At 63.6% G+C, this 25,334-nt stretch carries 25 protein-coding genes and 1 riboswitch; of the genes, 18 read left to right on the forward strand and 7 right to left on the reverse strand.

Going from position 1 to position 25,334, the window contains the following annotated elements:
• Window positions 1-18: 18 nt before the first annotated feature.
• From VE092_RS20045 to VE092_RS20060, 4 genes are read left to right on the forward strand one after another with little or no spacing between them, the layout of a single operon-like run.
• Complete coding sequence (locus VE092_RS20045; RefSeq protein ID WP_324879741.1) at window positions 19-1,059, forward strand: ABC transporter ATP-binding protein; 1,041 nt, start codon at window positions 19-21, stop codon at window positions 1,057-1,059.
• Window positions 1,060-1,112: 53 nt separating this feature from the next.
• Entirely contained in the window at window positions 1,113-2,405 is a 1,293-nt protein-coding gene (locus tag VE092_RS20050) for an ABC transporter substrate-binding protein (RefSeq protein WP_324879742.1), read from the forward strand.
• A gap of 24 nt (window positions 2,406-2,429) precedes the next feature.
• Window positions 2,430-3,305, forward strand: a complete 876-nt coding sequence (locus VE092_RS20055) for a sugar ABC transporter permease (RefSeq protein WP_324879743.1) — start codon at window positions 2,430-2,432, stop codon at window positions 3,303-3,305.
• Window positions 3,302-4,132, forward strand: a complete 831-nt coding sequence (locus VE092_RS20060) for a carbohydrate ABC transporter permease (RefSeq protein ID WP_324879744.1) — start codon at window positions 3,302-3,304, stop codon at window positions 4,130-4,132. Before VE092_RS20055 ends, VE092_RS20060 begins: the two co-directional genes overlap by 4 nt.
• Window positions 4,133-4,138: 6 nt before the next feature.
• On the opposite strand, the gene bamE is transcribed toward VE092_RS20060, so the two are convergent.
• Complete coding sequence (gene bamE / locus VE092_RS20065) at window positions 4,139-4,666, reverse strand: outer membrane protein assembly factor BamE domain-containing protein (protein WP_006465473.1); 528 nt, start codon at window positions 4,664-4,666, stop codon at window positions 4,139-4,141.
• Between the two features lie 71 nt (window positions 4,667-4,737).
• On the opposite strand from bamE, the gene VE092_RS20070 reads away from it, so the two are divergent.
• From VE092_RS20070 to VE092_RS20085, 4 genes are all read left to right on the forward strand, one after another.
• Window positions 4,738-4,941, forward strand: coding sequence for a DUF3460 family protein (locus VE092_RS20070; protein ID WP_006465475.1), 204 nt, complete (start codon window positions 4,738-4,740; stop codon window positions 4,939-4,941).
• A 9-nt stretch (window positions 4,942-4,950) separates the two neighbouring features.
• The gene (locus VE092_RS20075; protein ID WP_006465478.1) at window positions 4,951-5,847 is read left to right on the forward strand and encodes a segregation and condensation protein A; all 897 of its coding nucleotides are present in this window, start codon (window positions 4,951-4,953) and stop codon (window positions 5,845-5,847) included.
• A gap of 78 nt (window positions 5,848-5,925) precedes the next feature.
• Entirely contained in the window at window positions 5,926-6,765 is an 840-nt protein-coding gene (gene panC, locus VE092_RS20080; RefSeq protein WP_077238172.1) for a pantoate--beta-alanine ligase, read from the forward strand.
• A gap of 3 nt (window positions 6,766-6,768) precedes the next feature.
• Window positions 6,769-7,650: a helical backbone metal receptor gene (locus VE092_RS20085; protein WP_324879745.1), complete on the forward strand. Its 882-nt coding sequence runs from the start codon at window positions 6,769-6,771 to the stop codon at window positions 7,648-7,650.
• Between the two features lie 44 nt (window positions 7,651-7,694).
• On the opposite strand, the gene VE092_RS20090 is transcribed toward VE092_RS20085, so the two are convergent.
• From VE092_RS20090 to VE092_RS20110, 5 genes are all read right to left on the reverse strand, one after another.
• Window positions 7,695-8,321: a porin family protein gene (locus tag VE092_RS20090; RefSeq protein ID WP_324879746.1), complete on the reverse strand. Its 627-nt coding sequence runs from the start codon at window positions 8,319-8,321 to the stop codon at window positions 7,695-7,697.
• Between the two features lie 292 nt (window positions 8,322-8,613).
• Window positions 8,614-9,198: an outer membrane beta-barrel protein gene (locus VE092_RS20095; RefSeq protein ID WP_324879747.1), complete on the reverse strand. Its 585-nt coding sequence runs from the start codon at window positions 9,196-9,198 to the stop codon at window positions 8,614-8,616.
• Window positions 9,199-9,411: 213 nt separating this feature from the next.
• A complete protein-coding gene (locus tag VE092_RS20100) occupies window positions 9,412-10,194 on the reverse strand; it encodes an ABC transporter ATP-binding protein (protein ID WP_324879748.1) in 783 nt (260 codons plus the stop codon).
• Window positions 10,191-11,174, reverse strand: coding sequence for an iron ABC transporter permease (locus VE092_RS20105; RefSeq protein WP_324879749.1), 984 nt, complete (start codon window positions 11,172-11,174; stop codon window positions 10,191-10,193). The genes VE092_RS20100 and VE092_RS20105 overlap by 4 nt, the downstream gene beginning before the upstream one ends.
• A gap of 46 nt (window positions 11,175-11,220) precedes the next feature.
• The gene (locus VE092_RS20110; RefSeq protein ID WP_324879750.1) at window positions 11,221-13,197 is read right to left on the reverse strand and encodes a TonB-dependent receptor; all 1,977 of its coding nucleotides are present in this window, start codon (window positions 13,195-13,197) and stop codon (window positions 11,221-11,223) included.
• Window positions 13,198-13,278: 81 nt separating this feature from the next.
• Window positions 13,279-13,560, reverse strand: a riboswitch (cobalamin riboswitch).
• 502 nt (window positions 13,561-14,062) lie between these two features.
• Here VE092_RS20110 and VE092_RS20115 point away from each other — a divergent pair.
• Window positions 14,063-14,809, forward strand: a complete 747-nt coding sequence (locus VE092_RS20115) for a protein phosphatase CheZ (RefSeq protein WP_324879751.1) — start codon at window positions 14,063-14,065, stop codon at window positions 14,807-14,809.
• Window positions 14,809-16,710, forward strand: coding sequence for a chemotaxis protein CheA (locus VE092_RS20120; protein ID WP_324879752.1), 1,902 nt, complete (start codon window positions 14,809-14,811; stop codon window positions 16,708-16,710). Before VE092_RS20115 ends, VE092_RS20120 begins: the two co-directional genes overlap by 1 nt.
• A gap of 82 nt (window positions 16,711-16,792) precedes the next feature.
• On the opposite strand, the gene VE092_RS20125 is transcribed toward VE092_RS20120, so the two are convergent.
• Complete coding sequence (locus VE092_RS20125) at window positions 16,793-17,734, reverse strand: CysB family HTH-type transcriptional regulator (protein ID WP_324879753.1); 942 nt, start codon at window positions 17,732-17,734, stop codon at window positions 16,793-16,795.
• A gap of 178 nt (window positions 17,735-17,912) precedes the next feature.
• Here VE092_RS20125 and VE092_RS20130 point away from each other — a divergent pair, with 178 nt between their 5' ends.
• From VE092_RS20130 to VE092_RS20165, 8 genes are all read left to right on the forward strand, one after another.
• The gene (locus tag VE092_RS20130; RefSeq protein ID WP_006465658.1) at window positions 17,913-18,686 is read left to right on the forward strand and encodes a sulfite exporter TauE/SafE family protein; all 774 of its coding nucleotides are present in this window, start codon (window positions 17,913-17,915) and stop codon (window positions 18,684-18,686) included.
• A gap of 67 nt (window positions 18,687-18,753) precedes the next feature.
• Window positions 18,754-20,451, forward strand: a complete 1,698-nt coding sequence (locus tag VE092_RS20135) for a nitrite/sulfite reductase (RefSeq protein ID WP_324879754.1) — start codon at window positions 18,754-18,756, stop codon at window positions 20,449-20,451.
• Window positions 20,444-20,971, forward strand: a complete 528-nt coding sequence (locus VE092_RS20140; RefSeq protein WP_006465660.1) for a DUF934 domain-containing protein — start codon at window positions 20,444-20,446, stop codon at window positions 20,969-20,971. The genes VE092_RS20135 and VE092_RS20140 overlap by 8 nt, the downstream gene beginning before the upstream one ends.
• Window positions 20,972-21,001: 30 nt before the next feature.
• Window positions 21,002-21,733 carry a phosphoadenylyl-sulfate reductase gene (locus tag VE092_RS20145; protein ID WP_324879755.1) on the forward strand — a complete coding sequence of 244 codons (732 nt, stop codon included), beginning with the start codon at window positions 21,002-21,004 and terminating at the stop codon, window positions 21,731-21,733.
• A gap of 61 nt (window positions 21,734-21,794) precedes the next feature.
• A complete protein-coding gene (gene cysD, locus VE092_RS20150; protein WP_006465662.1) occupies window positions 21,795-22,730 on the forward strand; it encodes a sulfate adenylyltransferase subunit CysD in 936 nt (311 codons plus the stop codon).
• Window positions 22,730-24,061 carry a sulfate adenylyltransferase subunit 1 gene (locus VE092_RS20155; RefSeq protein ID WP_324879756.1) on the forward strand — a complete coding sequence of 444 codons (1,332 nt, stop codon included), beginning with the start codon at window positions 22,730-22,732 and terminating at the stop codon, window positions 24,059-24,061. The genes cysD and VE092_RS20155 overlap by 1 nt, the downstream gene beginning before the upstream one ends.
• Before the next feature lie 38 nt (window positions 24,062-24,099).
• Complete coding sequence (cobA, locus tag VE092_RS20160) at window positions 24,100-24,861, forward strand: uroporphyrinogen-III C-methyltransferase (RefSeq protein ID WP_324879757.1); 762 nt, start codon at window positions 24,100-24,102, stop codon at window positions 24,859-24,861.
• Window positions 24,862-24,868: 7 nt separating this feature from the next.
• Window positions 24,869-25,240: a tRNA-binding protein gene (locus tag VE092_RS20165; RefSeq protein WP_324879758.1), complete on the forward strand. Its 372-nt coding sequence runs from the start codon at window positions 24,869-24,871 to the stop codon at window positions 25,238-25,240.
• The last annotated feature ends 94 nt before the right edge of the window (window positions 25,241-25,334 follow it).

The following is a 25,334-nucleotide window of genomic DNA, read 5'->3' on the forward strand; positions in this document are numbered from 1 at the left end:
CATCACGAGGAACAGCACATGGCAGCGATTTCCCTGCGCGGCGTCGGCAAACAATGGGGCCAGGCCCAGGCAGTCAAGGACATCGATTTCGAGGTGAAGTCGGGCGACTTCACGGTCCTGCTGGGGCCGTCCGGTTGCGGCAAGTCCACCACCCTGCGCCTGATCGCCGGGCTGGACAAACCCAGCAGCGGCAGCATTCATATCGACGGCCAGGATGTGACGCAACTGGCACCGGCGCAGCGCAAGATTTCCATGGTGTTCCAGTCCTATGCGCTGTTCCCGCACCTGACGGTGCGCGACAACATCCTGTTCGGCGTGCGCGTGCGCAAGGAGCCGCGCAGCAACCATGCGGCGCGCCTGCAGCGCGTGGCCGAACTGCTCGGCCTGAGCCACCTGCTGGAACGCCGCCCGGCACAGCTGTCCGGCGGCCAGCAACAGCGCGTGGCGCTGGGGCGGGCCATCATCGCCGATGCCCCGGTCTGCCTGATGGACGAGCCGCTGTCCAACCTCGACGCCCAGTTACGCCAGGAAATGCGGCGCGAAATCCGCACCCTGCAGCAGCAACTGCAGATGACCATGATCTACGTCACCCACGACCAGACCGAAGCCATGAGCATGGCCGACCAGGTGATCCTGCTGCGCGAAGGCCACATCGAACAGGACGCGCCACCGGCCGAGCTGTATGCCCGGCCCGCGACCGCCTTCGCCGCCCGCTTCATCGGCACGCCGCCGATGAATCTGCTGGCGCTGGCGCCGCATCCCCAGGGCATGGCCATCAGCGGCAGCACGGTGGTCATCCCCGCCGCCGGCCAGTTGCCCCTGCAGCTGGGTCTGCGTCCCGAGCACATCCGCCTGGCCGACCAGGGCGTGCCGGCGCAGGTGGAGACGGTCGAGTATTTCGGTGCCGACACCATCGTGGGTGTGCGCATCGGCGCGGCCGCCCTGCTGGTGCGCGCTCCCGGCCAGCACCGGCTGGCCACCGGCGAGACCGTACACCTGGCCTGGGATGAACATGACCAGACCTTCTTCGAAGGCGACAGCGGCCGACGCCGCCCCTGACCGACTTACCGATTTCCGCAGCAAGCCAACCTTCCACCTCATGGAGATGCATCATGCGTAGAACCTTCCTCAAGTCCCTGGCCGCACTGGCCGTCAGCGCCGCTTTCAGCGCCCCGGTCCTGGCCGCCAACCCGGTCGAGATCAGCTTCTATTACCCGGTCGCCGTCGGCGGCGCGGTGACCAAGACCATCGACAGCATGGTGGCCGACTTCGAAAAGGCCAACCCCGACATCAAGGTCAAGGCCATCTATGCCGGCACCTACCAGGAAAGCATCGTCAAGGCGCTGACCGCCTTCAAGGGCGGCACCCCGCCGACCCTGGCCGTGCTGCTCTCCACCGACCTCTTCACCCTGATCGACGAAAACGCCATCGTTGCCATCGACAGCCTGGCCAACAGCGCCGAAGACAAGAAGTGGATCGACGGCTTCTACAAGGGCTTCATGGAAAACAGCCAGACCGAAGGCAAGACCTGGGGCATTCCCTTCCAGCGCTCGACCATCGTGATGTACTACAACAAGACCCTGTTCAAGGAAGCCGGCCTGAACCCCGAGAAGGCGCCCGCCACCTGGAATGAGATGGTGGACGCCGCCAAGAAGCTGACCAAGCGCGACGCCGCCGGTAACGTCAGCCAGTGGGGTGTGAAGATTCCTTCCACCGGTTTCGGCTACTGGATGTTCCAGGCCATGACGGCCTCCAACGACACCCTTCTCATGAACAGTGCCGGCACCAAGACCTATTTCGACAAGCCCGGCGCGGTGCAGGCCCTGCAGCACTGGGTCGACCTGGCCGCGCGCGACAAGGTGATGCCGGCCGGCGCCATCGAATGGGGCACCACCCCCAAGGACTTCCTGGAACAGAAGGCCGCCATGGTCTGGACCACCACCGGCAACCTGACCAATATCCGCACCAACGCCAGCTTCCCCTTCGGCGTGGCGATGCTGCCGGGCATCAAGCATCCGGGCAGCCCCACCGGCGGCGGCAACTTCTATGTCTTCAACAAGACCTCCCCGGCCGAGCAGCAGGCGGCGATGAAGTTCATCCGCTTCGCCACCGAACCGGCGCGCGCAGCCCAGTGGTCGATCGCCACCGGCTACGTGGCACCGCGCCAGGACGCCTGGGATACGCCGGAAATGAAGAAGTATCTGCAGGACGTCCCGGCCGCCGACGTCGCCCGCGAACAGATGAAATATGGCGTGGCCGAACTCTCCACCCACGACAACCAGCGCGTGACCAAGGCCCTGAACGACAACCTGCAGGCCGCGCTGTCCGGCACCAAGACCCCGGACGCCGCCCTGAAGGACGCCCAGCGCGAAGCCGAGCGCATCCTGCGCACCTACGGTCGCTAAGCGCCGCCTGCACAAGGCCTGCCGATGAAACGCCTGCCCTCCTCCGTGCTGCCCTGGCTGCTGCTGTCGCCGGCGATGGTGCTGCTGATCGCCTTCACGCACTATCCGGCGCTGGCGACCCTTTGGCACAGCTTCTTTTCCACGCCCAAGGGAGCAAGGCCGTCGGTCTTCGTCGGCCTGGACAATTACCGGCTCATGGTCGAGGACCCGGTGTTCTGGCAGGCCTTGTGCAACAACCTCTGGTTCGCCCTGGGGACCATCCCGGTGGCGATCGCCCTGGCCATCCTGATGGCGCTGTGGGTCAACGAGAAACTGGTCGGGCGCGGCGTGCTGCGCCTGGCCTATTTCACCCCCACGGTGTTGCCGATGATCGCCGTGGCCAATATCTGGCTGTTCTTCTACACGCCGCAGTACGGCCTGCTGGAGCAGATCACCGGCGCGCTCGGCCTGCCCTCGCACAACTGGCTGGGCAATCCGCATAGCGTACTGGCTGCGCTGATGGTGGTGGCGATCTGGAAGGAAGCCGGCTTCTTCATGATCTTCTACCTGGCCGCGCTGCAACAGATTTCGCCGGTGCTGGCCGAGGCGGCGGCGCTGGAGGGGGCATCGCGCTGGCAATACTTCTGGCGGGTGCAATTCCCGCTGCTGATGCCGACCACCCTGTTCGTGCTGATCAACGCCCTGATCAATGCCTTCCGCCTGGTGGATCACATCGTGGTCATGACCCGGGGCGGCCCCGACAACGCCAGTTCGCTGCTGCTGTACTACATCTATGAAGTCGGCTTCGCCTTCTGGGATTCGTCCTACGCGGCGGCCCTGACGGTGGTGTTGCTGGCCTTGCTGGGTCTCATCGCGCTGGTGAAATTCCGCATTCTCGACCGCAGGACCCACTATCAATGAACGCCCCCGGCTCCCCCTTCGGCCAGCACCACCGCGTGCTGGAAACCCTGTCCGCCTGGGTGCTGGCGCTGCTGTGGCTGCTGCCGCTGCTGTATGCGCTGTGGACCGCCTTCCACCCGGCTGCATACGCCACCCGCTTCGTGCCGGATGCGCCGCTGACCTTGCAGAACTTCGTCAATGCCTGGCAATCAGCGCCGTTCCTGCGTTACTTCCTCAATACCTTCCTGCTGGTGACGATGATCCTGGCAGCCCAGGTGGTACTGGCCACGCTGGCCGCCTATGCCTTCGCGCGCTTCACTTTCCGTGGCATTAATGTGATGTTCATGCTGGTATTGCTGCAATTGATGGTGATGCCCGACATCCTCATCGTGGAGAACTACCAGACCATGAACCTGCTGGGCCTGCGCGACACCATCCTTTCCATCGGCCTGCCCTATTTCGCCTCGGCCTTCGGCATCTTCCTGCTGCGCCAGACCTTCAAGACGGTGCCCCGCGAACTGGATGAAGCCGCCACCGTGGAAGGCGCCTCGGCCTGGCAGATCCTGATGCAGGTCTATGTACCGCTGGCGCGGCCGATCTACATCGCCTTCGGGCTGGTATCGGTGAGCACCCACTGGAACAACTTCCTGTGGCCGCTGATCGTGACCAACTCGGTGCAGTCGCGGCCGCTGACGGTGGGCCTGCAGGTGTTTTCCTCCACCGACCAGGGGGTGGACTGGTCCATCATCACCGCCGCCACGCTGATGACCTCGGCACCGCTGCTGCTGGCCTTCCTGCTGTTCCAGCGGCAGTTCGTGCAGTCGTTCATGCGGGCGGGGATACGCTGATCGGCTTCAGTGGCCTGATATCTCTGAAATCGACATCCGCACCACCTTCCGGGTGGTCATGTCGAAATGGACATTGAAGAGGCGATCCTCATGGACGTAGTGGTATTTCCAGTCCCACACTTCCTCATTCTTGCGGGCAAACTGCACCACGCTGCGTGGGCGGCCGAACTGGCGGCGGATCTGCTCGGCGCTCATGCCCGGGCGGATGGTGTCGAAATGTTCCTGGGTCAAGACCTGGGTGTAATCGACCAGGGTGCCGGAGGCGCCGATGGCGAACATCCAGGTGCGGATGCCTTCCGGCCCCTTGGGATATTCCAGTGTGCGGGCGCCGTTGCCGTCGTCCCAGATGGTATCGGGCTGGCCCATGACGCCGCGCACGTCGGCCTCGCTGGAAATGCCCTTCTGCAGCTTGTCCAAACCGAACTCCTGGATGGGATTGCCGTTGCGGTCGCAGCCAAACATTGCCAAAGCAGCAAGAAAAGCGCCGAATTTGCCGGCATGGCGACGCAGGCGTATGAATAAGGGTTCACGCATAGGTATTTGATTATCCCTGATGAAGACAAGGTAAAATACGGCCTCTGTGTAACATTTGGCCTGAAAATATCATGCTCTTCGGAAAAAAGACCACCTACGTATCTGAGATCACCCAGTTCATCGACGAACTGAAGACGAAGAACCCGAAGCTGGAAGAATCGCAGCGCGCCGGCCGCGCCCTGCTGTGGGACAAGGAACCGCTGGACCTGGACAAGTCCGCCCGTGAGAAGGCCTCGCGCGTGGCGCAACAGCCCTACGTCTATCAGAGCCACTAAGCTTTTCGCATGACGGCTCAAGCAGGTGGCGCCGAATCCGCCGGCCAGGCCGGCGCGGAACCCAGCGCCGACGCCATCGACATCACCCCCGCAGGACGACAGGACAGCACGCCCGATGTGATCGACGGCGTGGCGTTGGCACGTCTGTATGGCGAACCGCTGTTCCAGCTGCCCAATGATCTCTACATCCCGCCGGATGCGCTGGAGGTGTTCCTGGAAGCCTTCCAGGGGCCGCTGGACCTGCTGCTGTACCTGATCCGCAAGCAGAACTTCAACATCCTCGACATCCCGCTGGCGCAGGTCACCGCCCAGTACCTGGAATACGTCGAACAGATCCGCAAGCAGAACCTGGAACTGGCCGCCGAATACCTGCTGATGGCGGCCATGCTGATCGAAATCAAGTCGCGCATGCTGCTGCCGGCCAAGAAGGCCGAGCCCGGCGAGGAACCCGAAGACCCGCGCGCCGAGCTGGTGCGCCGCCTGCTGGAATACGAGCAGATCAAGCTGGCCGCCCAGGAACTGGACCAGTTGCCGCAGGTCGGCCGCGATTACGTACGCACCCAGGTGCATATCGAGCAGACCGTGGTCACCCGCTGGCCCGAGGTCAACATGGACGACCTCAAGGCCGTCTGGGCCGATATCCTCAAGCGCGCCAAGCTGACCCAGCACCACCACATCAGCCGCGAGGAACTGTCGGTGCGCGAGCACATGACCGGCATCCTGCGCCGCCTGCAGACGGCGCGCTTCGTCGAGTTCTCGGACCTGTTCGATCCTTCGCGCGGCGTGCCGGTGGTGGTGGTCAACTTCATCGCCCTGCTCGAGCTGGCCAAGGAGACGCTGATCGAAATCACCCAGGCCGAAGCCTTCGCCCCCATCTATGTCAGACTGTCGTACTCGCCCAGCTAGGCTGGCGAGGATCACTGACATCCCCGGGCAGCGCGCACATGGCAGCCGCGCCGTCCGCCCCGCAACCAGAGACTCCGCATGAAAATCATTTCCTCCATCGAAGAACTCCGTGACCACCTGCGCGGCCAGTTGCGCACCGCCTTCGTGGCGACCATGGGCAACCTGCACGAAGGCCACCTCTCGCTGATGCGCCTGGCGCGCACCCATGGCGACCCGGTGGTGGCATCGATCTTCGTCAATCGCCTGCAGTTCGGCCCCAACGAGGACTTCGACAAGTATCCGCGCACCTTCCAGGCTGACGTCGAAAAGCTGGAGAAGGAAGGTGTCTACGTGCTCTTCGCGCCGACCGAAAAGGACATGTATCCGGAGCCGCAGGAATACCGCGTGCAGCCGCCCAACGACCTGGGCAACATCCTGGAGGGCGAGTTCCGCCCGGGTTTCTTCACCGGCGTATCGACGGTGGTGATGAAGCTGTTCTCCTGTGTGCAGCCACGCGTGGCGGTGTTCGGCAAGAAGGATTACCAGCAGCTGATGATCGTGCGCAACATGGCGCGGCAGTTCGCCCTGCCCACCGAGATCGTCGGCGCCGAAACCTATCGTGCCGAGGACGGCCTGGCGCTGTCCTCGCGCAATGGCTACCTGTCGCCGGCCGAACGCGCCGAGGCGCCCCTGCTCTACAAGGTCTTGAACGACGTCGCCAATGAAGTGCGCGGTGGCCAGCACAATGTGGCGCTGGTGGAGCAGCTGGCCATGGAACGCCTGGCCGGTCGTGGCTGGCAGCCCGACTACGTGGCCGTGCGCAAGCGCATCGACCTGCAACCGCCGACCGCTGCCGACATGGAACAGGGTACGCCGCTGGTGGTGCTGTCGGCTGCCAAGCTGGGCGCGACCCGTCTGATCGACAACCTCGAAGTCTGACCTGTGCGGGTGGCCGCGCCATTCGGACTGGCCGTCCTGGCCCTGCTCAGCAGCGTTGCCGCCCAGGCGGCAATCACGGTGCAGGACGACCTGGGCCAGAGTGTGACCCTGGCGCAACCTGCGCAGCGCATCGTCAGCCTGGCACCGCACGTGACCGAACTGCTTTATGCGGCCGGTGCCGGCGCCAGACTGGTTGGCGTGAGCAACCATAGCGACTATCCTCCGCCAGCAGCCAGCCTGCCCACCCTGGGTGGCTATAACGCGCTCGACATGGAGCGCATCCTCAGCCTGAAGCCGGACCTGATCGTGGCCTGGCACAGCGGCAACAAGCCGCTGCAGCTGGCGCGCCTGCGCAGCTTCGGCATCCCCGTCTATGAGAGCCAGCCGGCCGACTTCGGCATGGTGGCAAGCTCTCTGGAAAAGCTGGGTCACCTGGCGGGCAGCGATACCGCCGCACAAGCTGCGGCTGCGGGCTTCCGCGCCCGTTGGCAAGAACTGGCCACGCACTACCAGGGCCGTGCGCCGGTGAGCGTGTTCTACCAGATCTGGAGTCAGCCGCTGATGACGCTCAACGGCCAGCACATGGCCTCGGCGGTGCTGCGCCTGTGCGGTGGCCGCAACATCTTCGCCGACCTGCCGCAACTGGCGCCCACCATCAGCGTGGAAGCCGTGCTGACAGCCGATCCCCAGGTCATCCTCACCCCCGGTGACGCTCGTGACCAGCCGCTGGAACGCTGGAAGCAGTTCCCGCGCCTGCGCGCAGTGCGCGACGGGCAGCTATACACGATCAATGCGGACTGGATGAACCGGGCCGGGCCGCGAGTCCTTGATGCGGCGGCAGAAGTGTGTGTCCACCTAGACCAGGCGAGATCCGTCATGAAATAAAAATCCCTCCGACTTCGGAGGGATGATGAAAAGGGAAGTAAGGTCTAGAAGCGGTATTTCAGGCCGGCGCTGTACAGGTTGGCGTCGACACTCACGCCATCTTCCCAGGAGCCACCAATACGTTGCAGACGTGTGAAACCCGCATTGGCACTCCAGTTCGGAGTCAGGTCATATTCATAACCCAGGCCCAGCAGATAGCCATTGCCAGAACGGGAGGAGTCTCTGGTGCTCCGGTTGCGGCCAGGGCCCTCGCCGACGGTCTGGATTGATACCTTGGAGTTCATCAACCCGCCTTTGACATACAACCCAGGCACGAACTGGGTAAATTTATAGACGATGCTCAAATCGAATGCATCGGTATCCGCCTTTAGGTTCCAGCGATGATTACCGTGGATAAGCTCGCGCTTGTAACTACCCAAGCTCAGGTAGCCTGCCTCCACCGAAAAGTTTGGGCTGAAGCGGTAGCCTATCAAGGCGCGCAAGGCACTTGCGTTTCGCGAATCCGTATAATTCTCGCTGGAGGATGCATCCTCTCCGCCGATGTGATAGCTACCGATGCCTCCCTCGAAGCCGATATAGACGCCGCGGTCGGACTTCACTGCCTGGGCCCAAGTGGAAACGGACGACGCCGTCAGCAGCATACCGACGGCCAATAAATGCATTTTCTTCATAGGTCTCTTCACCTCGAAAGTTAATTGGATCTTCACAACCCATTGCATCAACGCAGCACTGGACGTGAAGCCGGGCGATGATAAAAGCGAAGGCCGGAAAAGGCCGAAGAGATCGAAGAACGAATTTAGAAAGTCGTCACTATTCGAAGTGAGTACGGAAAAAAATTGAGCAACAAGTGAAGAAATGCGGCTTCATGTGTAGAAAAAATCACACTGCCCGACATACCCAGGCAAAAAAAATCCCTCGCAAGCGGAGGGATTTTTCGCGTACCGGATACTAAGGCATGTTCGCTTAGAACTTGTACTTCACACCGGCAGAGTACATGTTGCCCTTGTTGTCACTTTCCCCACCCAGCTTTTCGTAGCGGGTGTAGCCAACGCGGATGCCGACGTTCTGCGCGACGTTGAAGTCATAGCCCAGACCGTACAGATAACCGGTGCCACTGACGGAGTCACTGGCGCTGGCGGAAACCGAACCGTTGCGCGCCGTCACGCTACCCGAGACTTTGGAGTAGACCGCACCGGCCTTCAGGTACAGGCCAGGCAGGAATTCGGTGAATTTGTAGATCACGGCCAGGTCAGTGCCCTTGACGTTGATCTTAAGGTCATAGGTGGTGGCCGAACCGCTGATACCGCCGGACTGCTTGAAGTCATCGGTCGCAAAGTAACCCAGTTCCAGAGCGAGGTTCTTGTTGAACTGATAGCCAACCAGTCCACGCAAGGCACCGACATCGGTGGTTTCGGAAACATTGACAGCGTTGCTCGGGCGAGTGATCGAATTGACCGTCACCCATGCACCTTCCACACCTACGTACACGCCATTGTCGGACGTCTGCGCAACTGCCGGACCGGTGGCCATCATTGCGGCTACTACCATTGCTACTGCGATAGGCTTTTTCATTATTGATAATCCCTAGAGATATAGTTAGTGTTTTAGCGGGTATTCCCCGCCGCAATTATATCGATTGATGGCATTCGGCAATATCTGTTAAGCCACTACTCTCTGAAGCCTGATTGCTTGGACAAAAACCAGCGCCCCCACCCCGCGAATAACACGTCAGACACCTCAGCATTGAGCCAAGTACGCTGGCTAGAGGCTGGAAAGAAAGACGCTGCTGCCATCCCGACTGAGCGCAGCAAGGCTGAAACGGCAGCCGAAGGCGGCTTCCAGCAGGGGCGGGACCATCACCTGATTCACAGTCCCGGCGAGCGGCCTGTCCGGTCCCAGCAGCAGCACATGGGTCGCAAACCGCCAAGCCAGATTGATATCGTGACAGCTTGCCACCACCGCCTTGCCTCGCCCAGCCAGCCCGCGCAGCAACTGCATGATCTGCAATTGGGCGGCGATATCCTGGTGTGACGTAGGCTCATCGAGCAGGTACAAGTCCGGATCCTGAACCAGCAGCGTGGCCAGCGCCACCCGCTGCCGCTCCCCCCCCGACAGCTGCAGCAAATCCTGCTCGGCCTGAGAAGACAGGCCAACCTGTTCCAACGCAGCGCGCACCCGTTCATCATTGTCGGCCGGCTGAGCCCAGCCGCGGCCCTGGGCAAAACCTCCGGCCTGCACGGCCTCCCGCACCGGCAGGGAGAAGGCATCGTGCTGCTGTTGCAGCAACAAACCCCGGTGCAGAGCCATCGTTGGCACGGACATCTCCAACAGCGATTGTCCACATAACAGTACTTCCCCTGCATGCGGGCGTTGCAGGCCGGCGGCAACATGCAGCAGCGTACTCTTGCCGATGCCATTACGCCCCAGCACGCACCAGAACTCGCCTGCGCGCACATTCCAATCGAGACCCGCAAGGAGGGCGCGCTGGCCCACCCTGACCTCCAGTTGCCGGGCCTGCAAGACCATGTCGTCAGGATCGCTCATACGCGACTGCGTGTCAGCAACCAAAGGAACACCGGCACCCCGATCAGTGCCGTGATCACCCCCACCGGCAACTGCACCGGCGCCACCACCGTGCGCGCCAGCAGGTCGGCCAGTGTCAGCGCCGCACCGCCGCCCAACATGGCACCGGGCAACAGCAGTCGCTGGTCGTTGCCAATCAACAGGCGCAGGCCATGCGGCACCACCAGCCCGACAAACCCGATGGTGCCGGCCATGGCCACCGCCATTGCGGTACAGGCCGCCGCCGTGCACAGCACCATCACGCGCAGACGCAGCACCGGCACCCCCAGCAACTGGGCAAACGCATCGCCGCGCGCCAGCAGGTTCAGGGCCGGCGCGAAGCGCAGCGTCCACAGCAAGGCCAGGACCAGCACCAGCGCCGTCAGCGGCAGCAGGCGCGCATCGTCCAGATCACCGATCAGCCAGAACACCATGCCGCGCAATTGCGCATCGGGCGCAATCGACAGGGCCAGGGAGATCAGGGCACCGAAGCCGGCGGCCAGCATCACGCCGGTCAGCAACAGCCGCTGGCTGGACAGCAAGGGCGACATCGACAGATGCCGCAGCGACTGACGTACCAGTCCGAACAGCAACAGCATGGCCAGCGCCGCCCCGAGCAAGGCGCCGGGCGCGGTCACCGCCTGCAGCGGCCAGCCCAGCCGCAAGGCAGCCAGCATGGCCAGCAAGGCGCCTGCCGCCGATCCGCCGGAAAGCCCCAGGACATAGGGATCGGCCAGGGGATTGCGGAGCAGCACCTGCATCAGCGCCCCCGCCAGCGCCAGCGCGCCGCCCACGGCGAAGGCGGTCAGCGCGCGCGGTACGCGCAGCGACAGCAGCAACGCCACGTTGTCGGCCGAGGCCGATGGGCGCAGGCAGCCCGTACTGCCGCATAGCGCCGCTGCCGACAAGGCCAGCAGGGACAGCAGCAGCAAGGTGCACAGCACGGGCAGGTAACGTCGCATCAGGGGGAGGGCTCGGGTCAGCAGAAGTTCGGCGTCAGGACGTCCATCAGAAGTCGTAACGGGCCGTGAATTTTACCGCCCGACCGTCTTCCGGGTAGATGCCCGACACGGCGCCGCCGCTGCAGTCATAGGCCTGCGAGTAATACTTGCGATCGGCCAGGTTGGTCCCTGTCACGGCCAGTTCCCAGGCACTTACACGCAGCGCGTAGCGGGCGTCGAAGGTGGTGAAGGAAGGCATCCTGGCACAGGTATTGGCGAAATCATTGCCCATGCGCTGCCGGTCCACCCAGCGCGCGCCGACATCGGCGCTCTGCTGCCCGGATTTCCAGCTGATCCGGGTACTCAGGGTGTTGGCCGGCACCAGCGCCAGTTGCTTGCCGCTGTTGGCCCCGTCTTCGAAGCGAGCGTCGATGTGCTGGTAGGAAGCGTTGAGGGCCAGTGTCTCGCTCAACTGCATGCGCCCTTCGACCTCCACCCCCTGGTGGCGCGTGGGCGCCAGGTTGCTGTTGGCACCGAAGCCGCCATTGGCGGTGGGATCGTAGTACAGCTCGTCGCGCAGGCGATGGCGGAACCAGCGCACCGTGACCTGGCGGCCGCTGTTGCCCACCGTGGCGCCCAGTTCCAGGTCATGCGATACCTGCGGTTTGAGCACGGCCCCGGTGGGCAGCGCGGTATAGCCGTTTTCATCCGGCGTAGCCAGGCGGTAGCTCTGCCCGGTCTTGGCGAAGGCGCGCAGCAGCGGCAATGGGGCATAGCTGGCCTGCAGGTCCCAGGCATGGACGGCGCTGTTGCGGTCGTACTGTCCGGAATCGCTCTGCTGCGTGAACAGTTCGCGCCGCACCCCGCCGGCCAGACGGGCGTTGCGGGCGAATTCGATTTCGTCGCGCAGGTACAGCGCCTTGGAGCGTTGGGCGGCGTCGCTGTCGCCATAGCTGGCATTGTTATAGGCCGTCCACTCGGCCAGGTCGATGCCGGCGATGGCTTCATTCTTCCAGTCGCCCTGGGTCAATACATGGCGCAAACGCGGCGAGAATTGAGTGCCCCTGATATTGACCTGCGCGCTGGAGCCGCTGCTGAGGTAGTTGGCGCGTGAGAACTTTTCCCGGTGCGCCAGTTCGGCGGCGACGTCGAAGGCACCGAAACGACGCTCCAGGAAGGCAGTCACGCTGTCGTTATCATAGGAGCCGCGATCCTGCGGCTTGGTGCTCTGGCGCGGGTTGGCCTCATATTGCGCCTGGCTCAGGCTGCCCGGCAGGCCGAAGTCGGAGCGGGCCAGGCTGGCGCGCAGCCCGAAGCGCCAGTCGCTGGCGAACCACTGCACCGTGGTGCTCAGGTTTTCCTGGCTGGACTGGGCGTTGTCGCGCCAGTTGTCACTGCGCGACTTGGCATAGCTGGCGTCAATGGACATGTTGTCCCAGCCACGCGAGACCTGGGCGCGCGCACCGCGCTGTCCCTGGCTGCCGACCTCTCCCACCAGCGAGCCGTGGCCGCTGTTGGCCTGCGGCCGGCGCGTGATGATCTGGATGCTGCCGCCGGTGGCACCGCTGCCATAGAGCACACTGCTGCCGCCGCGCACGATTTCGATGCGTTCGATGCTATCGATGGGGATGGAGGACAGCAGCGGCGTGCTCAGTTCGTTTTCCGAGATGCGCACCCCGTCCAGCAGTATCACCATGTTCTGGTCGCCGTTGGGGCCGAAGCCGCGCAGGTCCAGCGGAAAGTCGCGCGGGCCGGCCAGGCTCTGGCGGCCATACACCCCGCCCAGCTTGCGGATGGCTTCATTGGCATTGTCGATACCGGCATCACGGATCTGCTCGGCGGTGATGACCGTGGCCGCCACCGGCGGGAAGGTCGGATCGTTGGGAAAACGCGATGCCGAGACCACCACCGCCGACAGCGGCTGGGCGGTATCGGCGGCATGGCCGGCCACAGCCAGGGCCGAGAGGATCAAGGCGCTGAGCGTGCGCAGGGCAAACCGGGGGCGAGAACCGCCGCAGCGGGCCTGGAAATAAGCGATATGCATGAAAAAGACAGTCGATGAATGGGTGCAACATGCCTCCCCGCATGTTGCAAGCAACGGCAACCCGCATCGACACTGCCTGTGCGGGCGCCTCCTGTTCCGGCCGGTCTCCGGGCTGCAGGCGTCGTCCTCGGCCTTCCCATGTGGCGATATGAACGATCGCGCAAAAACACAGTGGCGTGGAAGAGGAGATTGCCGGCGATACGCGGCGCATCGTCTGGCCGCACCACACCGGCGCCTGGTTACCGTTGCGGGGGCAGCACACCTTGACCAGCGCCGCCTGCCGAGGCCGGCGCACTGGCGCGTGTTTCCCGTTTAACTGCCGGCGAGAACGCGCCGGCGGGCACCAAAACCGCGCAATTGTAGGCGCGCCCCGCGCGCACCACAAGCCAAACGCAGAGACGAAGGCCGATCGTGATGTAAATCAGCACAAGCCCGGCATGCGTATTGCTTTCAAGAAAAAGAGAGATAGAATTCGAAGCTATATCGAAAGAATTCGAGATTTGTACGAATTTATTTCGGAGAATCGTCCCGGTCGGGGTCCGGGCAAGGGGCGAAAAAACGAAACAAATGGGGGGATTTCACTCGCTGTTTGGCCGATGAGATGGCCTTGGCCGGCCCTATACTCGCCGCCATGGCATCGTCGACCCGTGGACCGTCTGGTCTGCTGGCCTCACCTGTCATCCCTGAATCGTTGTCGTGGTCTGCGAGCCTTCAGACTCCGCCCTGGCCTGCCGATATCCTTGTGATATCCCCGGATGGGACGGTTGCTGTGCCTCCCGGAACGACGCATTTGATCCGCCTACGGGCAACTTTGCATAGCAGTGCGCTGCTGCGCGCACCAAATTTGTTGGGAGAATCAGTAATCATGAGCGACGACGTTGATCTGGAAGCATTGTTTGACGAAATTTCCGCGCAGACGTTACCTGGCATGACTGCCGGTGACGGCACCGAGAGTGCCAGCGGCGCCGCCAGCGCCGGCGACAATGCCCAGCCGGCGCAGGAAGACCAGAGCGACAAGCCCATGTACGAGCGCCTGGGCGGCATCGTGCGTCTGCTGCATGATTCGATGCGCGAACTGGGCTATGACCGCTCCCTGAACGACGTGGCCGAGCAGATCGGCGACGCCCAGAGCCGCCTGGAGCACATCGCCACCCTCACCGAACAGGCCGCCAACAAGGTGCTCAATGCACTGGACTCGGGCATGCCGGCCCAGGACCGCCTGCAGGAACAGGCCAAGGACATCAACGAGCGCTGGACCAAGCTCTATGCCGGTCAGATGTCCATCGACGAATTCAAGAAGCTGGCGGGCGACTCGCAGAAATTCTCGTCCTCGGTGGTCGAATCGACCGAGGCGGAAAAGGCCCGCATGCTGGAAATCATGATGGCCCAGGATTTCCAGGACATCACCGGCCAGCTGATCAAGAAGATCGTGGCCATCACCGCCACCGCCGAGCGCGAACTGGCCCAGCTGCTGCGCGACAACGCGCCGGCCGAGGTGCGCGCCCAGATCGAGGCGGAAAAGCCGGCCAGCCTGATGAACGGCCCGGCCGCGCCGGGTACCGCCATGGGCCAGACCGATGTGGACGACTTACTCGATAGCCTGGGGTTCTAATGGATGACGAAATGCTCAAGGATTTTGTCGTTGAAGCGTTGGAGCTTGCTACCAACGTGGAAGAGCATCTGCTGACGCTCGAACGACATCCTGATGACCTTGAAATCCTCAATGCGGTCTTCCGCGCCTTCCACACCATCAAGGGCGGCGCCGGGTTCGTGAACCTGCCGGCCATGGTGTCGGCCTGTCACCTGACCGAAAACCTGTTCGATGCCCTGCGCACCGGCAAGGCGCCGGTGACACCGCTGGCCATCGAAGCGGCGCTGCAGGCCAGCGGCTTCGTGGCCGACCAGTTGAACGAACTGTCCAACGGTGCCGCGCCCGACAGCCTGGCTTCGATGCCGGCAGAACTGAAGGACATCCTGACCCAGGCCATCGAAGGCAAGAGCGAGGCTCCTGCGGCAGCGGCTGCGGCCCCTGCGGCGGCCGCACCAGTGGCAGCCGCACCAGTGGCCGAAGTCGCAACCAGTGCCCCGGCAGCTGCCATTGATGGCAGCGCCAGCGTGATGAAGAATGGCGAACTGGACTGGCCCGCGCTGTACCAGGCCCTGGTCCCCGGCGCCGCAGTGGCCGCGCCCGCGGCTGAGGCTGCGACCGACACCGCGCCGGCAGCAGCCCCTGTGGCGGCAGCGGCAGCGGCTGCTCCGGCTGCCGATGGTGAACCGAAGGCCGCAGCGCCCGCCCAGCACAACCGCCGCGCCAGCGACACCGCCGGCAGCGCCAAGGAAGAAAGCATCCGTATCGATGCCGGCAAGCTCGACGCCCTGCTGGAAGTGGCCGGCGAATCGGTGCAGGCCGCCAACCAGGCCGCCGTGCTCCTTGAAAAGCTGCAACAGTTCAAGTTCGAAGGCACGGCTGCCGCGCTGATGTCGACCCTGGCCGAAACCCTGGGCCGCGCCTCGCGTTATTCCAGCGAGCTGCAGCGCGCCACCCTGTCCACCCGCATGCAGCCGGTGGGTCGCCTGTTCCAGAAATTCCCGCGACTGGTGCGCGAACTGGCCAAGGACCTGGGCAAGGACGTGGACCTGGTCATCACCGGTGCCGATACCGAAGTCGACCGGGTGGTGGTGGACAGCCTCTACGACCCGCTGGTGCACATGCTGCGCAACTCGTTGGACCACGGCATCGAAGTGGACCGCGCCGCCGCCGGCAAGTCCAACAAGGCGACCATCTCGCTGCACGCCTGGCAAGCCGGCAGCAGCGTCATGATCGAAGTGTTCGACGACGGCAAGGGCATGGATCCGGACATGCTGCGCAACAAGGCGCTGGCCAAGGGTCTGATCACCGAACACCAGGCGCTGACCTCGGACGAGGCGCTGCAACTGGTGTTCCTGCCCGGTTTCTCGACCAAGGAAGTGGCCTCCAGTGTCTCCGGACGCGGCGTGGGCATGGACGTGGTCAAGACCGCCGTGGAAAAGCATCGCGGCACCATCCGCATCGAATCCACCATCGGCAAGGGCACCAAGTTCTCGATCCGCCTGCCGATCGAGCTGTCGATCATCCCGACCATGCTGGTGCGTTGCGCCGGCGCCCCGCTGGCGCTGCCGATGGCGGTGGTCGAACGCGTGGTGGAATTGCCGGAGACCTTCGACGAAGTCGGCGGTGCCCCGGTACTGCGCGATCAGGGTCGGCCGCTGCCGGTCAATTCACTGGCGGGGGTCCTGGGCTACGAGCCGGGCAATGAGCGCGTGGGCATCGTCATGGCGGTACCGCACCCCTACATCCTGGGGGTGGAGTCGGTGGAAGGCACGGCCGACCTGGTGATCAAGCCGCTGACCGCGATCCACACCGCCGGCATCACCGGTACGGCCCGTTCGGCCGAGGGCGAACTGGTGCTGGTGGTGGGCCTGTCCTTCCTGCTGGACGGCTGTCGCGACATGGAACGCACTGCCGTGGCATAAGCCGCACTGCAGTACGGGCAAGGCAAAACGGCCGGATCTTCATCGATCCGGCCGTTTTGTTTTTGATCATTCACATTCCTGCCTACAGTTCGTACATGTCCTTCTCTCCCTCCATCACCTGGGCGATCAGCTTGCGGTTCAGGGTCGGCGCCAGCAATTCGATGAAGGTATAGACATAGCCGCGCAGGTAGGCGCCCTGCTTCAAGGCCACGCGCGAGACATTGGTACCGAACAGGTGCCCCGCCGGAATCGCACGCAGGCCACGGTCGCGCTCGGCATCGAAGGCGATCCCGGCGATGATGCCCACGCCCATGCCCAGTTCCACATAGGTCTTGATGACGTCGGCGTCGATGGCTTCCAGCACCACGTCGGGCTTCAACTGGCGCAACGAGAAGGCGTGATCGATCTTGCTGCGGCCGCTGAAGGCCGAGTCATAGGTGATCAGCGGGTTGGCCGCGATCTCTTCCAGCGTCAGGCTCCTGGACTGCAGCAGCGGGTGCTCGGGCGGCACCACCACCACGTGTTCCCATTGATAACAGGGCAGCGAGACCAGACCCTCGCCGGAAGCCAGGGCTTCGGTGGCAATGGCGATGTCGGCCTGGTCGTTGCGAACCATCTCGGTGATCTGCTTGGGATTGCCCTGTAGCAATGAAAGATGCACTTTCGGATACTTCTGGGTGAAAGCCTGCACCACCTTGGGCAAGGCGTAACGCGCCTGGGTGTGGGTGGTGGCGATGGTAAAGCTGCCGCTGTCATGCGCGGCGAACTCCTTGCCGATGCGTTTCAGGCCATCCACCTCTTGCATGATCAGCTCCACCGAGCGCAGCACTGCCCGGCCTGGCTCGGTCAGGCCGCGGATGCGCTTGCCGTGGCGGGTGAAGATGTCCACCCCCAGCTCTTCCTCCAGCTCGATGATGGCCTTGGAGACGCCCGGCTGCGAGGTATACAGCGCCTTGGCGGCTTCCGTCAGGTTGAAGTTCTGCCTTACCGCTTCGCGTACGAAACGGAACTGATGAAGATTCATGTGGGAATTCCTTCGCTTCTACCTAGTGCGGCGCCCGCATGTGTTTGTGTTTGCGACGTGCGCCTGCCTCATTTGCCGCATTTCCATATGCCAAAGGCGTATATAAGCAAATAAATACTATGTAGTTTGGTTTGAAGCATAAGTTTATTACGATTCGCAGACTAATGGGCGAGGTGTTATGACTGTTTCTTATGTAGTAAGCGGATTTGCCGTAGGACTGCTGGTCGGACTGACCGGGGTCGGTGGCGGCTCGCTCATGACGCCTCTGCTGACCTTGCTGTTCGGTATCCACCCTTCCGTGGCGGTCGGCACCGACCTGGCCTTTGCCTCGGCCACCAAGACCGCCGGCACCCTGGCCCATCGTTTCAAGGGCACGGTGCGCTGGGATGTGGTGCGCCGCCTGTCCTATGGCGCCCTGCCTGCCGCGCTGGTGACCACGCTGCTGCTGAAGCATTTCGGCGCCGTCAGCGAGGGTATCGCCCTGACCATCCGTTATTCGATCGCCATCTCGGTGTTCCTGACCGTGATCGCGCTGCTGTTCCGCTCGCGCATGCAGGCCTGGCTCAATGCCAACCCGCAACGCCAGCTGCAAGGCGCTACCCTGTCCAACGCCACCATTGCCGCCGGCGTCCTGCTGGGCACGCTGGTGACCATCTCCTCCATCGGCGCCGGTGCGGTGGGCGCGACCTTGCTGGTCTTGCTGTATCCTCGCCTGACGCCGGCCGAGATCGCCGGCACCGACATCGCCTATGCCGTCCCGCTGACCGCCATTGCCGCACTGGGTCACTGGTGGCTGGGGTCGATCAACTGGGAATTGCTGGCCACCCTGCTGCTGGGGTCGGTACCGGGCATCACCATCGGTTCGCTCGCGGCGCGGGCGGTGCCGGAGAAATTCTTGCGTGGCCTGCTGGCCATTACGCTGACGAGCGTTGCAGTCAAGCTGATTTGGTAGGCTGATTTTCAATCGGGCGCACCTTGCTTCACGGGTCGCCCATCAAGACGTTAACAGGGAAAACAAGATGTACCGCTATGACCAATACGATCACCTGATCGTCAAAGAGCGAGTCGCACAATACCGGGACCAGGTGCGTCGGCGCCTGTCGGATGAGCTGGCCGAAGACGAATTCCGCATCCTGCGCCTGCAAAATGGCCTGTACCTGCAACGCCATGCCTACATGCTGCGCATCGCCATCCCCTACGGCATGCTGGCCTCCAAGCAACTGCGCAAGTTCGCCGAGATCGCCGTCAAGTACGACCGCGGCTATGGCCACTTCACCACCCGCCAGAACATCCAGTTCAACTGGATCAAGCTGGAAGAATCCCCGGAAATCCTGGAAGAGCTGGCCAGCGTGGAAATGCACGCCATCCAGACCTCCGGCAACTGCATCCGCAACACTACCTCGGACGAGCTGGCCGGCGTGGCCGCCGACGAGATCGTGGACCCGCGCCCGTACGCCGAACTGATCCGCGAGTGGAGCACCTTCCACCCCGAGTTCGCCTACCTGCCGCGCAAGTTCAAGATCGCCATCAGCGGCGCGGCCGAAGACCGTGCTGCCACCGCCGTGCACGACATCGGCCTGCACGTGATCAAGAACGAGGCCGGCGAAGTGGGCTTCCGCGTGCTGGTCGGCGGCGGCATGGGCCGCACCCCGATCCTGGGCAGTGTCATCCGCGACTTCCTGCCCTGGAAGCACGCCATGTCCTACCTGGAAGCCATCCTGCGCGTCTACAACCAGCATGGCCGCCGCGACAACATGTACAAGGCCCGCATCAAGATCCTGGTCAAGGCCATCGGCCCCGAGGAGTTTGCGCGCCAGGTCGAGGCCGAATGGGCCGACATCAAGGACGGCCCCTCCACCCTGACCGAGGAAGAACTGCAGCGCGTGGCCAAGTTCTTCACCGACCCGGCCTATGAAAACCTTCCTGCCGTGGATGCGGAATATGAACGTCTGAAGGCAGAAGACCGTGGCTTTGCCAACTGGATCAAGCGCAACGTCAAGGCGCACAAGAAGCCCGGCTATGCCGCCGTGCTGCTGTCGCTGAAGAAGCCGGGCGTGCCCCCGGGCGACATCACGGCTGACCAGATGAACTTCGCCGCCGACCTGGCCGACCAGTACAGCTTCGGCGAACTGCGCGTGACCCACGAACAGAACCTGGTGCTGGCCGACGTCAAGCAGTCCGAACTGTATGCGCTGTGGAAGGCCGCCAAGTCGCACGGCCTGGCTACGCCCAACATTGGCCTGTTGACCGACATCATCTGCTGCCCCGGTGGCGATTTCTGCTCGCTGGCCAATGCCAAGTCGATCCCGATCGCCCAGGCCATCGCAGAGAAGTTCGAGAACATCGATTTCCAGCACGACATCGGCGACATCGAACTCAACATCTCCGGCTGCATCAACGCCTGCGGTCACCACCACGTGGGCAACATCGGCATCCTGGGCGTGGACAAGGACGGTTCCGAGTGGTACCAGGTCTCGCTGGGCGGTGCCCAGGGCAACGAGTCCTCGATCGGCAAGATCATCGGCCCCTCGTTCTCGGCCACCCAGATGCCTACCGTGATCGATCGCCTGCTGCAGGTCTACGTGCAGCAGCGCAATGAGGAAGAACGCTTCATCGATACCGTGCGCCGCATCGGTGTGACCCCGTTCAAGGAATTCGTATACGCAACGCCGATCCGTTCGGCCGAATATGTCGCAGGAGAAGACGCCAATGCCTGAAATCATCAAGAACAAGACCGTCGTCAGTGACGACTGGAGCGTGCTGCGCCTGGCTGAAGGCGAGAGCGCAGAGAGCGTGACCATCCCCGAAGGCCGCGTGATCGTGCCGCTGAAGGTCTGGCAGGCACAGGGCGAGGCACTCAAGTCGCGCCCCGAGATCGGCGTCTGGCTGGCCAGCGACGAGCGCGCCGAAGAGCTGAAGGGCCAGCTGGAGAATTTCCGGGTGGTCGCCGTGGACTTCCCCAAGTTCGCTGACGGCCGCGGCTATTCCATCGCCTACAACCTGCGCGCCCGCCTGGGCTATGCCGGCGAGCTGCGCGCCATCGGCGACGTGCTGCGCGACCAGCTGTTCTACATGCAGCGCGTGGGCTTCGATGCCTTTGCCGTGCGCGCCGACAAGAACATCCATGACGCCGTCAAGGGCCTGACCGACTTCTCCGAGAAGTACCAGACCTCCTGGGACGAGAAGAACCCGCTGTTCCGCCGCGTCAAGCGCGAAGCGGTGCAAGCCGCCGACTGAACGGCCCTATTGGACAAGGAAGGACAGCCCATGGCTAACCCAGGCTTGCAAGAACTGATCGCCAAGACCCAGGCCACGCTGGAACGCATCGCCGCCGAGTACGCTCCGGCGGCGCTGGCCTCCAGCCTGGCGGCCGAAGACATGGTGCTGACCGACCTGATCCTGCGCGGCAAGCTGCAGGACAAGATCAGCATCTTCACCCTGGAAACCGGCCGCCTGCACAAGGAAACCGTGGGCATGCTGGACCGCATCCGCGAGACCTACGATTACGAAGTCGCACCCTACCGTCCGCAGCCCGAGGCGGTAGAAGCCTACGTGCAGAAAAACGGCGCCAACGCTTTCTACGACAGCGTGGAACTGCGCAAGGAGTGCTGCCACATCCGCAAGATGGAGCCGCTCAATCGCGCCCTACAGGGCAAGGCTTCCTGGGTCACCGGCCAGCGCCGCGCGCAATCGGTCACGCGCGCCGAACTGCACGTGCAGGAACGCGATGACGCCCACGGCATGGAGAAATTCAATCCCCTGGCCGACTGGTCGGAACAGGACGTCTGGGACTACATCCGCGCCAACGACGTGCCCTACAACCCGCTGCATGACCAGGGTTACCCGTCCATCGGCTGCGAGCCCTGTACCCGCGCCATCCAGCCCGGCGAAGACATCCGTGCCGGCCGCTGGTGGTGGGAGAACCCGGATTCCAAGGAATGCGGCCTGCACGTGGTCGATGGCAAGCTGGTGCGCATCAAGGCACACGCAGCGGGCTGATCAAGAATTCAACCAGAGCAACAATCAAAGCCACAACAAGCAAAGCAACGGAAAGCCCGGCATGAACACAGCGGTAGACAAACTCTTTTTGGACAACGCCAGCAACCGTCACCTCGACTGGCTGGAATCGGAAGCCATCCACATCATGCGCGAGGTCGCGGCCGAGTGCAGCAACCCGGCGCTGCTGTTCTCCGGCGGCAAAGACTCGGTGGTACTGCTGCGCATCGCCGAGAAGGCCTTCCGCCCGGGCAAGTTCCCCTTCCCGCTGGTCCACATCGACACCGGCCATAACTTCCCGGAAGTGATCGAATTCCGTGACCGCCGCGCCGCTGAACTGGGCGAGCGCCTGGTGGTGCGTTCGGTGGAAGACTCGATCAAGCGCGGCACCGTGCGCCTGCGCAATCCGCTGACCGATTCGCGCAATGCGGCCCAGGCGGTGACGCTGCTGGAAACCATCGAGGAATTCAAGTTCGACGCCTGTATCGGCGGCGCGCGCCGCGACGAGGAAAAGGCCCGTGCCAAGGAACGCATCTTCTCCTTCCGCGACGAATTCGGCCAATGGAACCCCAAGGCCCAGCGCCCCGAGCTGTGGGACCTGTATAACACCCGCGTGCATCCGGGCGAGAACATGCGCGTCTTCCCCATCTCCAACTGGACCGAACTGGACGTGTGGCAATACATCGCCCGCGAGAAGCTGGCCCTGCCCTCGATCTACTTCGCCCACGAGCGTGAAGTGATCCCGCGCAATGGCCTTTTGGTGCCACTGACTGACCTGACCCCGGCCCGCGAAGGCGAGACCGTGGAAAAGCAGGTGGTGCGTTTCCGCACCGTGGGCGACATCTCCTGCACCTGCCCGGTCTCCTCTGACGCCGCTTCCGTGGAAGCCATCATCGCCGAGACCGCAGTGACCCAGATTACCGAGCGCGGCGCCACCCGCATGGACGACCAGACGTCCGAAGCCTCGATGGAAAAACGCAAGAAGGAAGGATATTTCTGATGAACGCCGCCGCAACCCAAGAACAACTGGCCAACGCCGCCGCGCCCGCGCACGAACGCGGCCTGCTGCGCTTCATCACCGCCGGCTCCGTGGACGATGGCAAGAGCACCCTGATCGGCCGCCTGCTGTTCGACAGCAAGGGCATCTTCGCCGACCAGCTCGACGCCATCTCGCGCGCCAAGCACAAGCGCACCGTGGGCGACACGGTGGACCTGTCGCTGCTCACCGATGGCCTGGAAGCCGAGCGCGAACAAGGCATCACCATCGACGTGGCCTACCGCTACTTCGCCACGCCCAAGCGCAAGTTCATCATCGCCGATACCCCGGGCCACGAGCAGTACACCCGCAACATGGTCACCGGCGCCTCCACGGCCGACGCGGTGATCATCCTGGTGGACGTCTCCAAGGTGAAGCTGGGCGACGATGGCAGCGTGGAACTGCTGACCCAGACCAAGCGCCACTCCACCATCGCCCACCTGCTGCAGATCCAGCACGTGATCGTGGCCGTCAACAAGATGGACCTGGTGGATTACGACCAGACCGTCTACGACCGCATCGTCGGCGCCTACCAGCAGTTCGCCCAGCAACTGGGCCTGAAGGATGTGCACGCCATTCCGCTGTCGGCCCTGGCCGGTGACAACGTGGTCACTGCCAGCGAGCGCCTGTCCTGGTACCAGGGCCCGACCCTGATCACCCTGCTGGAGTCGCTCTCGGTCTACGAAGACGCCCACGAGGAAGCCTTCCGCTTCCCGGTGCAGTTGGTGGCGCGCCACAACGGTCACGAAGCCAATGACTTCCGTGGCTACATGGGCCGCATCGAAGCCGGCAAGGTCGCCAAGGGGGACAAGCTGGTGGTGCTGCCCAGCGGCCAGAGCGCGACGGTCAAGGACATACAGACCCTGGACGGCTCCTTGGAATCGGCCACGGCCGGCCAGTCAGTGACCATCCTGCTGGACGAATATTTGGACATCTCGCGCGGCGACCTGCTGGCCGCCGCCGCCCAGCCCTCGACCATCCTCAAGACCGTCAACGCCGACGTCTGCTGGCTCTCCGAGGAACCGCTGGACCTGCGCCGCAAGTACTGGCTCAAGCACACCACCAAGCAGGTGGCGGCACGGGTGGCCAAGGTCGATACGCTGCTGGACATCAACACCCAGGAACGCCGCCCGGCCGAGACCCTGAAGCTCAACGACATCGCCCGCATCAGCGTCAACGTGCAGCAGCCCATCGCCGCCGATGCCTATCAGGATATCCGCGCCACCGGCGCCTTCATCCTGATCGACGAAGTGAGCCACCAGACGGTCGCCGCTGGTATGATTCGGATCGACTGATTTTCCTTCGATCCGCAATCGTACCTTGTAGCAAGGCCATGGCCACCGAACAGGCAGCAAACCCATCCTCTTCCGACACTCCCGCACCCAGCCCGGACCATCCGGGCCAGGTGTGGCTGATCGGCTCCGGCCCCGGCGCGGCTGACCTCTTGACGGTGCGCGCCGCGCGCCTGCTGGCGCAGGCCGACATCGTGCTGCACGACGCCCTGGTCACCGAAGAAATCCTGGCCCTGTGTCCGCAGGCGGTGCAGGTGTCGGTGGGCAAGCGCAGCGGCCAGCGCTCCACCGCCCAGCCGGTCATCAACCAGAAACTGGTGGAAGCTGCCCAGCAATACCGCCGCGTGGTGCGCCTCAAGGGTGGCGACCCCATGCTCTTCGGTCGCGCCGACGAGGAAATGCGGGCGCTGGAAGCCCATCACATTCCCTACGAAATCGTCCCCGGGATCACCGCTGCCCTGGCCGCCGCCTCGGCTGCCAAGCGTCCCCTGACGCGGCGCGGGATTGCCCGCAGCGTCTCCCTGTTCACATCGAGCACGGGGGTGGATGAACCGGATGAAGTGCGCATGCCCAATGGCGATACGCTGGTGCAGTACATGGGCGGCCGCGAAGCCACGGCCACCGCGCAACGCTTGCTGGCGCTGGGCCATGCGCCCGATACTCCGGTGGTGGTGGTGGAAAACTGCAGCCGCCCCGACCAGCATATCTACCACCTGCAACTGGCCGGCCTGGAAGCCGGACTGCAGGCCTGCAGCGGACCGGTGCTGGTGATGATCGGTCCGGCGCTGGCCGACCGTCAATGAGAACGCCATGCACCTCCTGCACGACACCAACGCCCCTGCCGCCGACGCCATCGATTTCGACGCCTTCCTCAAGGTCGATATCCGCATCGGCACCATCCTTGCCGCCGACGCCTTTCCCGAAGCCCGCAAGCCGGCCTTCAAGCTGAAGATCGACTTCGGGCCCGGTATCGGCGTGCGCCAGAGCAGCGCCCAGATCACCGCGCATTACACACCGGACCAGCTGGTAGGCCGGCAGGTGGCGGCGGTGGTCAATTTCCCGCCGCGCCAGATCGGCAAGTTCATGTCCGAAGTATTGACCTTGGGCTTCCCCGATGCCCAGGGCGAGGTGGTGCTCTTCAAGCCCGACCAGGCAGTGCCGAACGGCGCGCGCCTATTCTGATCCGGCCACCGCCAGGTCAACTGCCCCAAAAGAAGATGGCCCGTTCATTCAGGACGGGCCATCTTTCTTCTGTACTGCCGGTGGCGCGAACTAC

The organism is Herbaspirillum sp., from assembly GCF_035644555.1.
Classification (GTDB): Bacteria; Pseudomonadota; Gammaproteobacteria; order Burkholderiales; family Burkholderiaceae_D; genus Herbaspirillum.

What these genes read in the sequence shown, in the direction of transcription:
- VE092_RS20045 (WP_324879741.1), top strand. Translation starts at nt 19, where the DNA reads ATGGCAGCGATTTCCCTGCGCGGCGTCGGCAAACAATGGGGCCAGGCC.
- VE092_RS20145 (WP_324879755.1), top strand. Translation starts at nt 21,002, where the DNA reads ATGGCTAACCCAGGCTTGCAAGAACTGATCGCCAAGACCCAGGCCACG.
- VE092_RS20100 (WP_324879748.1), bottom strand. Translation starts at nt 10,194, where the DNA reads ATGAGCGATCCTGACGACATGGTCTTGCAGGCCCGGCAACTGGAGGTC.
- panC (WP_077238172.1), top strand. Translation starts at nt 5,926, where the DNA reads ATGAAAATCATTTCCTCCATCGAAGAACTCCGTGACCACCTGCGCGGC.
- VE092_RS20095 (WP_324879747.1), bottom strand. Translation starts at nt 9,198, where the DNA reads ATGGTAGTAGCCGCAATGATGGCCACCGGTCCGGCAGTTGCGCAGACG.
- VE092_RS20120 (WP_324879752.1), top strand. Translation starts at nt 14,809, where the DNA reads ATGGATGACGAAATGCTCAAGGATTTTGTCGTTGAAGCGTTGGAGCTT.
- VE092_RS20050 (WP_324879742.1), top strand. Translation starts at nt 1,113, where the DNA reads ATGCGTAGAACCTTCCTCAAGTCCCTGGCCGCACTGGCCGTCAGCGCC.
- bamE (WP_006465473.1), bottom strand. Translation starts at nt 4,666, where the DNA reads ATGCGTGAACCCTTATTCATACGCCTGCGTCGCCATGCCGGCAAATTC.
- VE092_RS20125 (WP_324879753.1), bottom strand. Translation starts at nt 17,734, where the DNA reads ATGAATCTTCATCAGTTCCGTTTCGTACGCGAAGCGGTAAGGCAGAAC.
- cobA (WP_324879757.1), top strand. Translation starts at nt 24,100, where the DNA reads ATGGCCACCGAACAGGCAGCAAACCCATCCTCTTCCGACACTCCCGCA.
- VE092_RS20055 (WP_324879743.1), top strand. Translation starts at nt 2,430, where the DNA reads ATGAAACGCCTGCCCTCCTCCGTGCTGCCCTGGCTGCTGCTGTCGCCG.
- VE092_RS20135 (WP_324879754.1), top strand. Translation starts at nt 18,754, where the DNA reads ATGTACCGCTATGACCAATACGATCACCTGATCGTCAAAGAGCGAGTC.
- VE092_RS20075 (WP_006465478.1), top strand. Translation starts at nt 4,951, where the DNA reads ATGACGGCTCAAGCAGGTGGCGCCGAATCCGCCGGCCAGGCCGGCGCG.
- VE092_RS20110 (WP_324879750.1), bottom strand. Translation starts at nt 13,197, where the DNA reads ATGCATATCGCTTATTTCCAGGCCCGCTGCGGCGGTTCTCGCCCCCGG.
- VE092_RS20115 (WP_324879751.1), top strand. Translation starts at nt 14,063, where the DNA reads ATGAGCGACGACGTTGATCTGGAAGCATTGTTTGACGAAATTTCCGCG.
- VE092_RS20155 (WP_324879756.1), top strand. Translation starts at nt 22,730, where the DNA reads ATGAACGCCGCCGCAACCCAAGAACAACTGGCCAACGCCGCCGCGCCC.
- cysD (WP_006465662.1), top strand. Translation starts at nt 21,795, where the DNA reads ATGAACACAGCGGTAGACAAACTCTTTTTGGACAACGCCAGCAACCGT.
- VE092_RS20140 (WP_006465660.1), top strand. Translation starts at nt 20,444, where the DNA reads ATGCCTGAAATCATCAAGAACAAGACCGTCGTCAGTGACGACTGGAGC.
- VE092_RS20060 (WP_324879744.1), top strand. Translation starts at nt 3,302, where the DNA reads ATGAACGCCCCCGGCTCCCCCTTCGGCCAGCACCACCGCGTGCTGGAA.
- VE092_RS20130 (WP_006465658.1), top strand. Translation starts at nt 17,913, where the DNA reads ATGACTGTTTCTTATGTAGTAAGCGGATTTGCCGTAGGACTGCTGGTC.
- VE092_RS20090 (WP_324879746.1), bottom strand. Translation starts at nt 8,321, where the DNA reads ATGAAGAAAATGCATTTATTGGCCGTCGGTATGCTGCTGACGGCGTCG.
- VE092_RS20105 (WP_324879749.1), bottom strand. Translation starts at nt 11,174, where the DNA reads ATGCGACGTTACCTGCCCGTGCTGTGCACCTTGCTGCTGCTGTCCCTG.
- VE092_RS20165 (WP_324879758.1), top strand. Translation starts at nt 24,869, where the DNA reads ATGCACCTCCTGCACGACACCAACGCCCCTGCCGCCGACGCCATCGAT.
- VE092_RS20070 (WP_006465475.1), top strand. Translation starts at nt 4,738, where the DNA reads ATGCTCTTCGGAAAAAAGACCACCTACGTATCTGAGATCACCCAGTTC.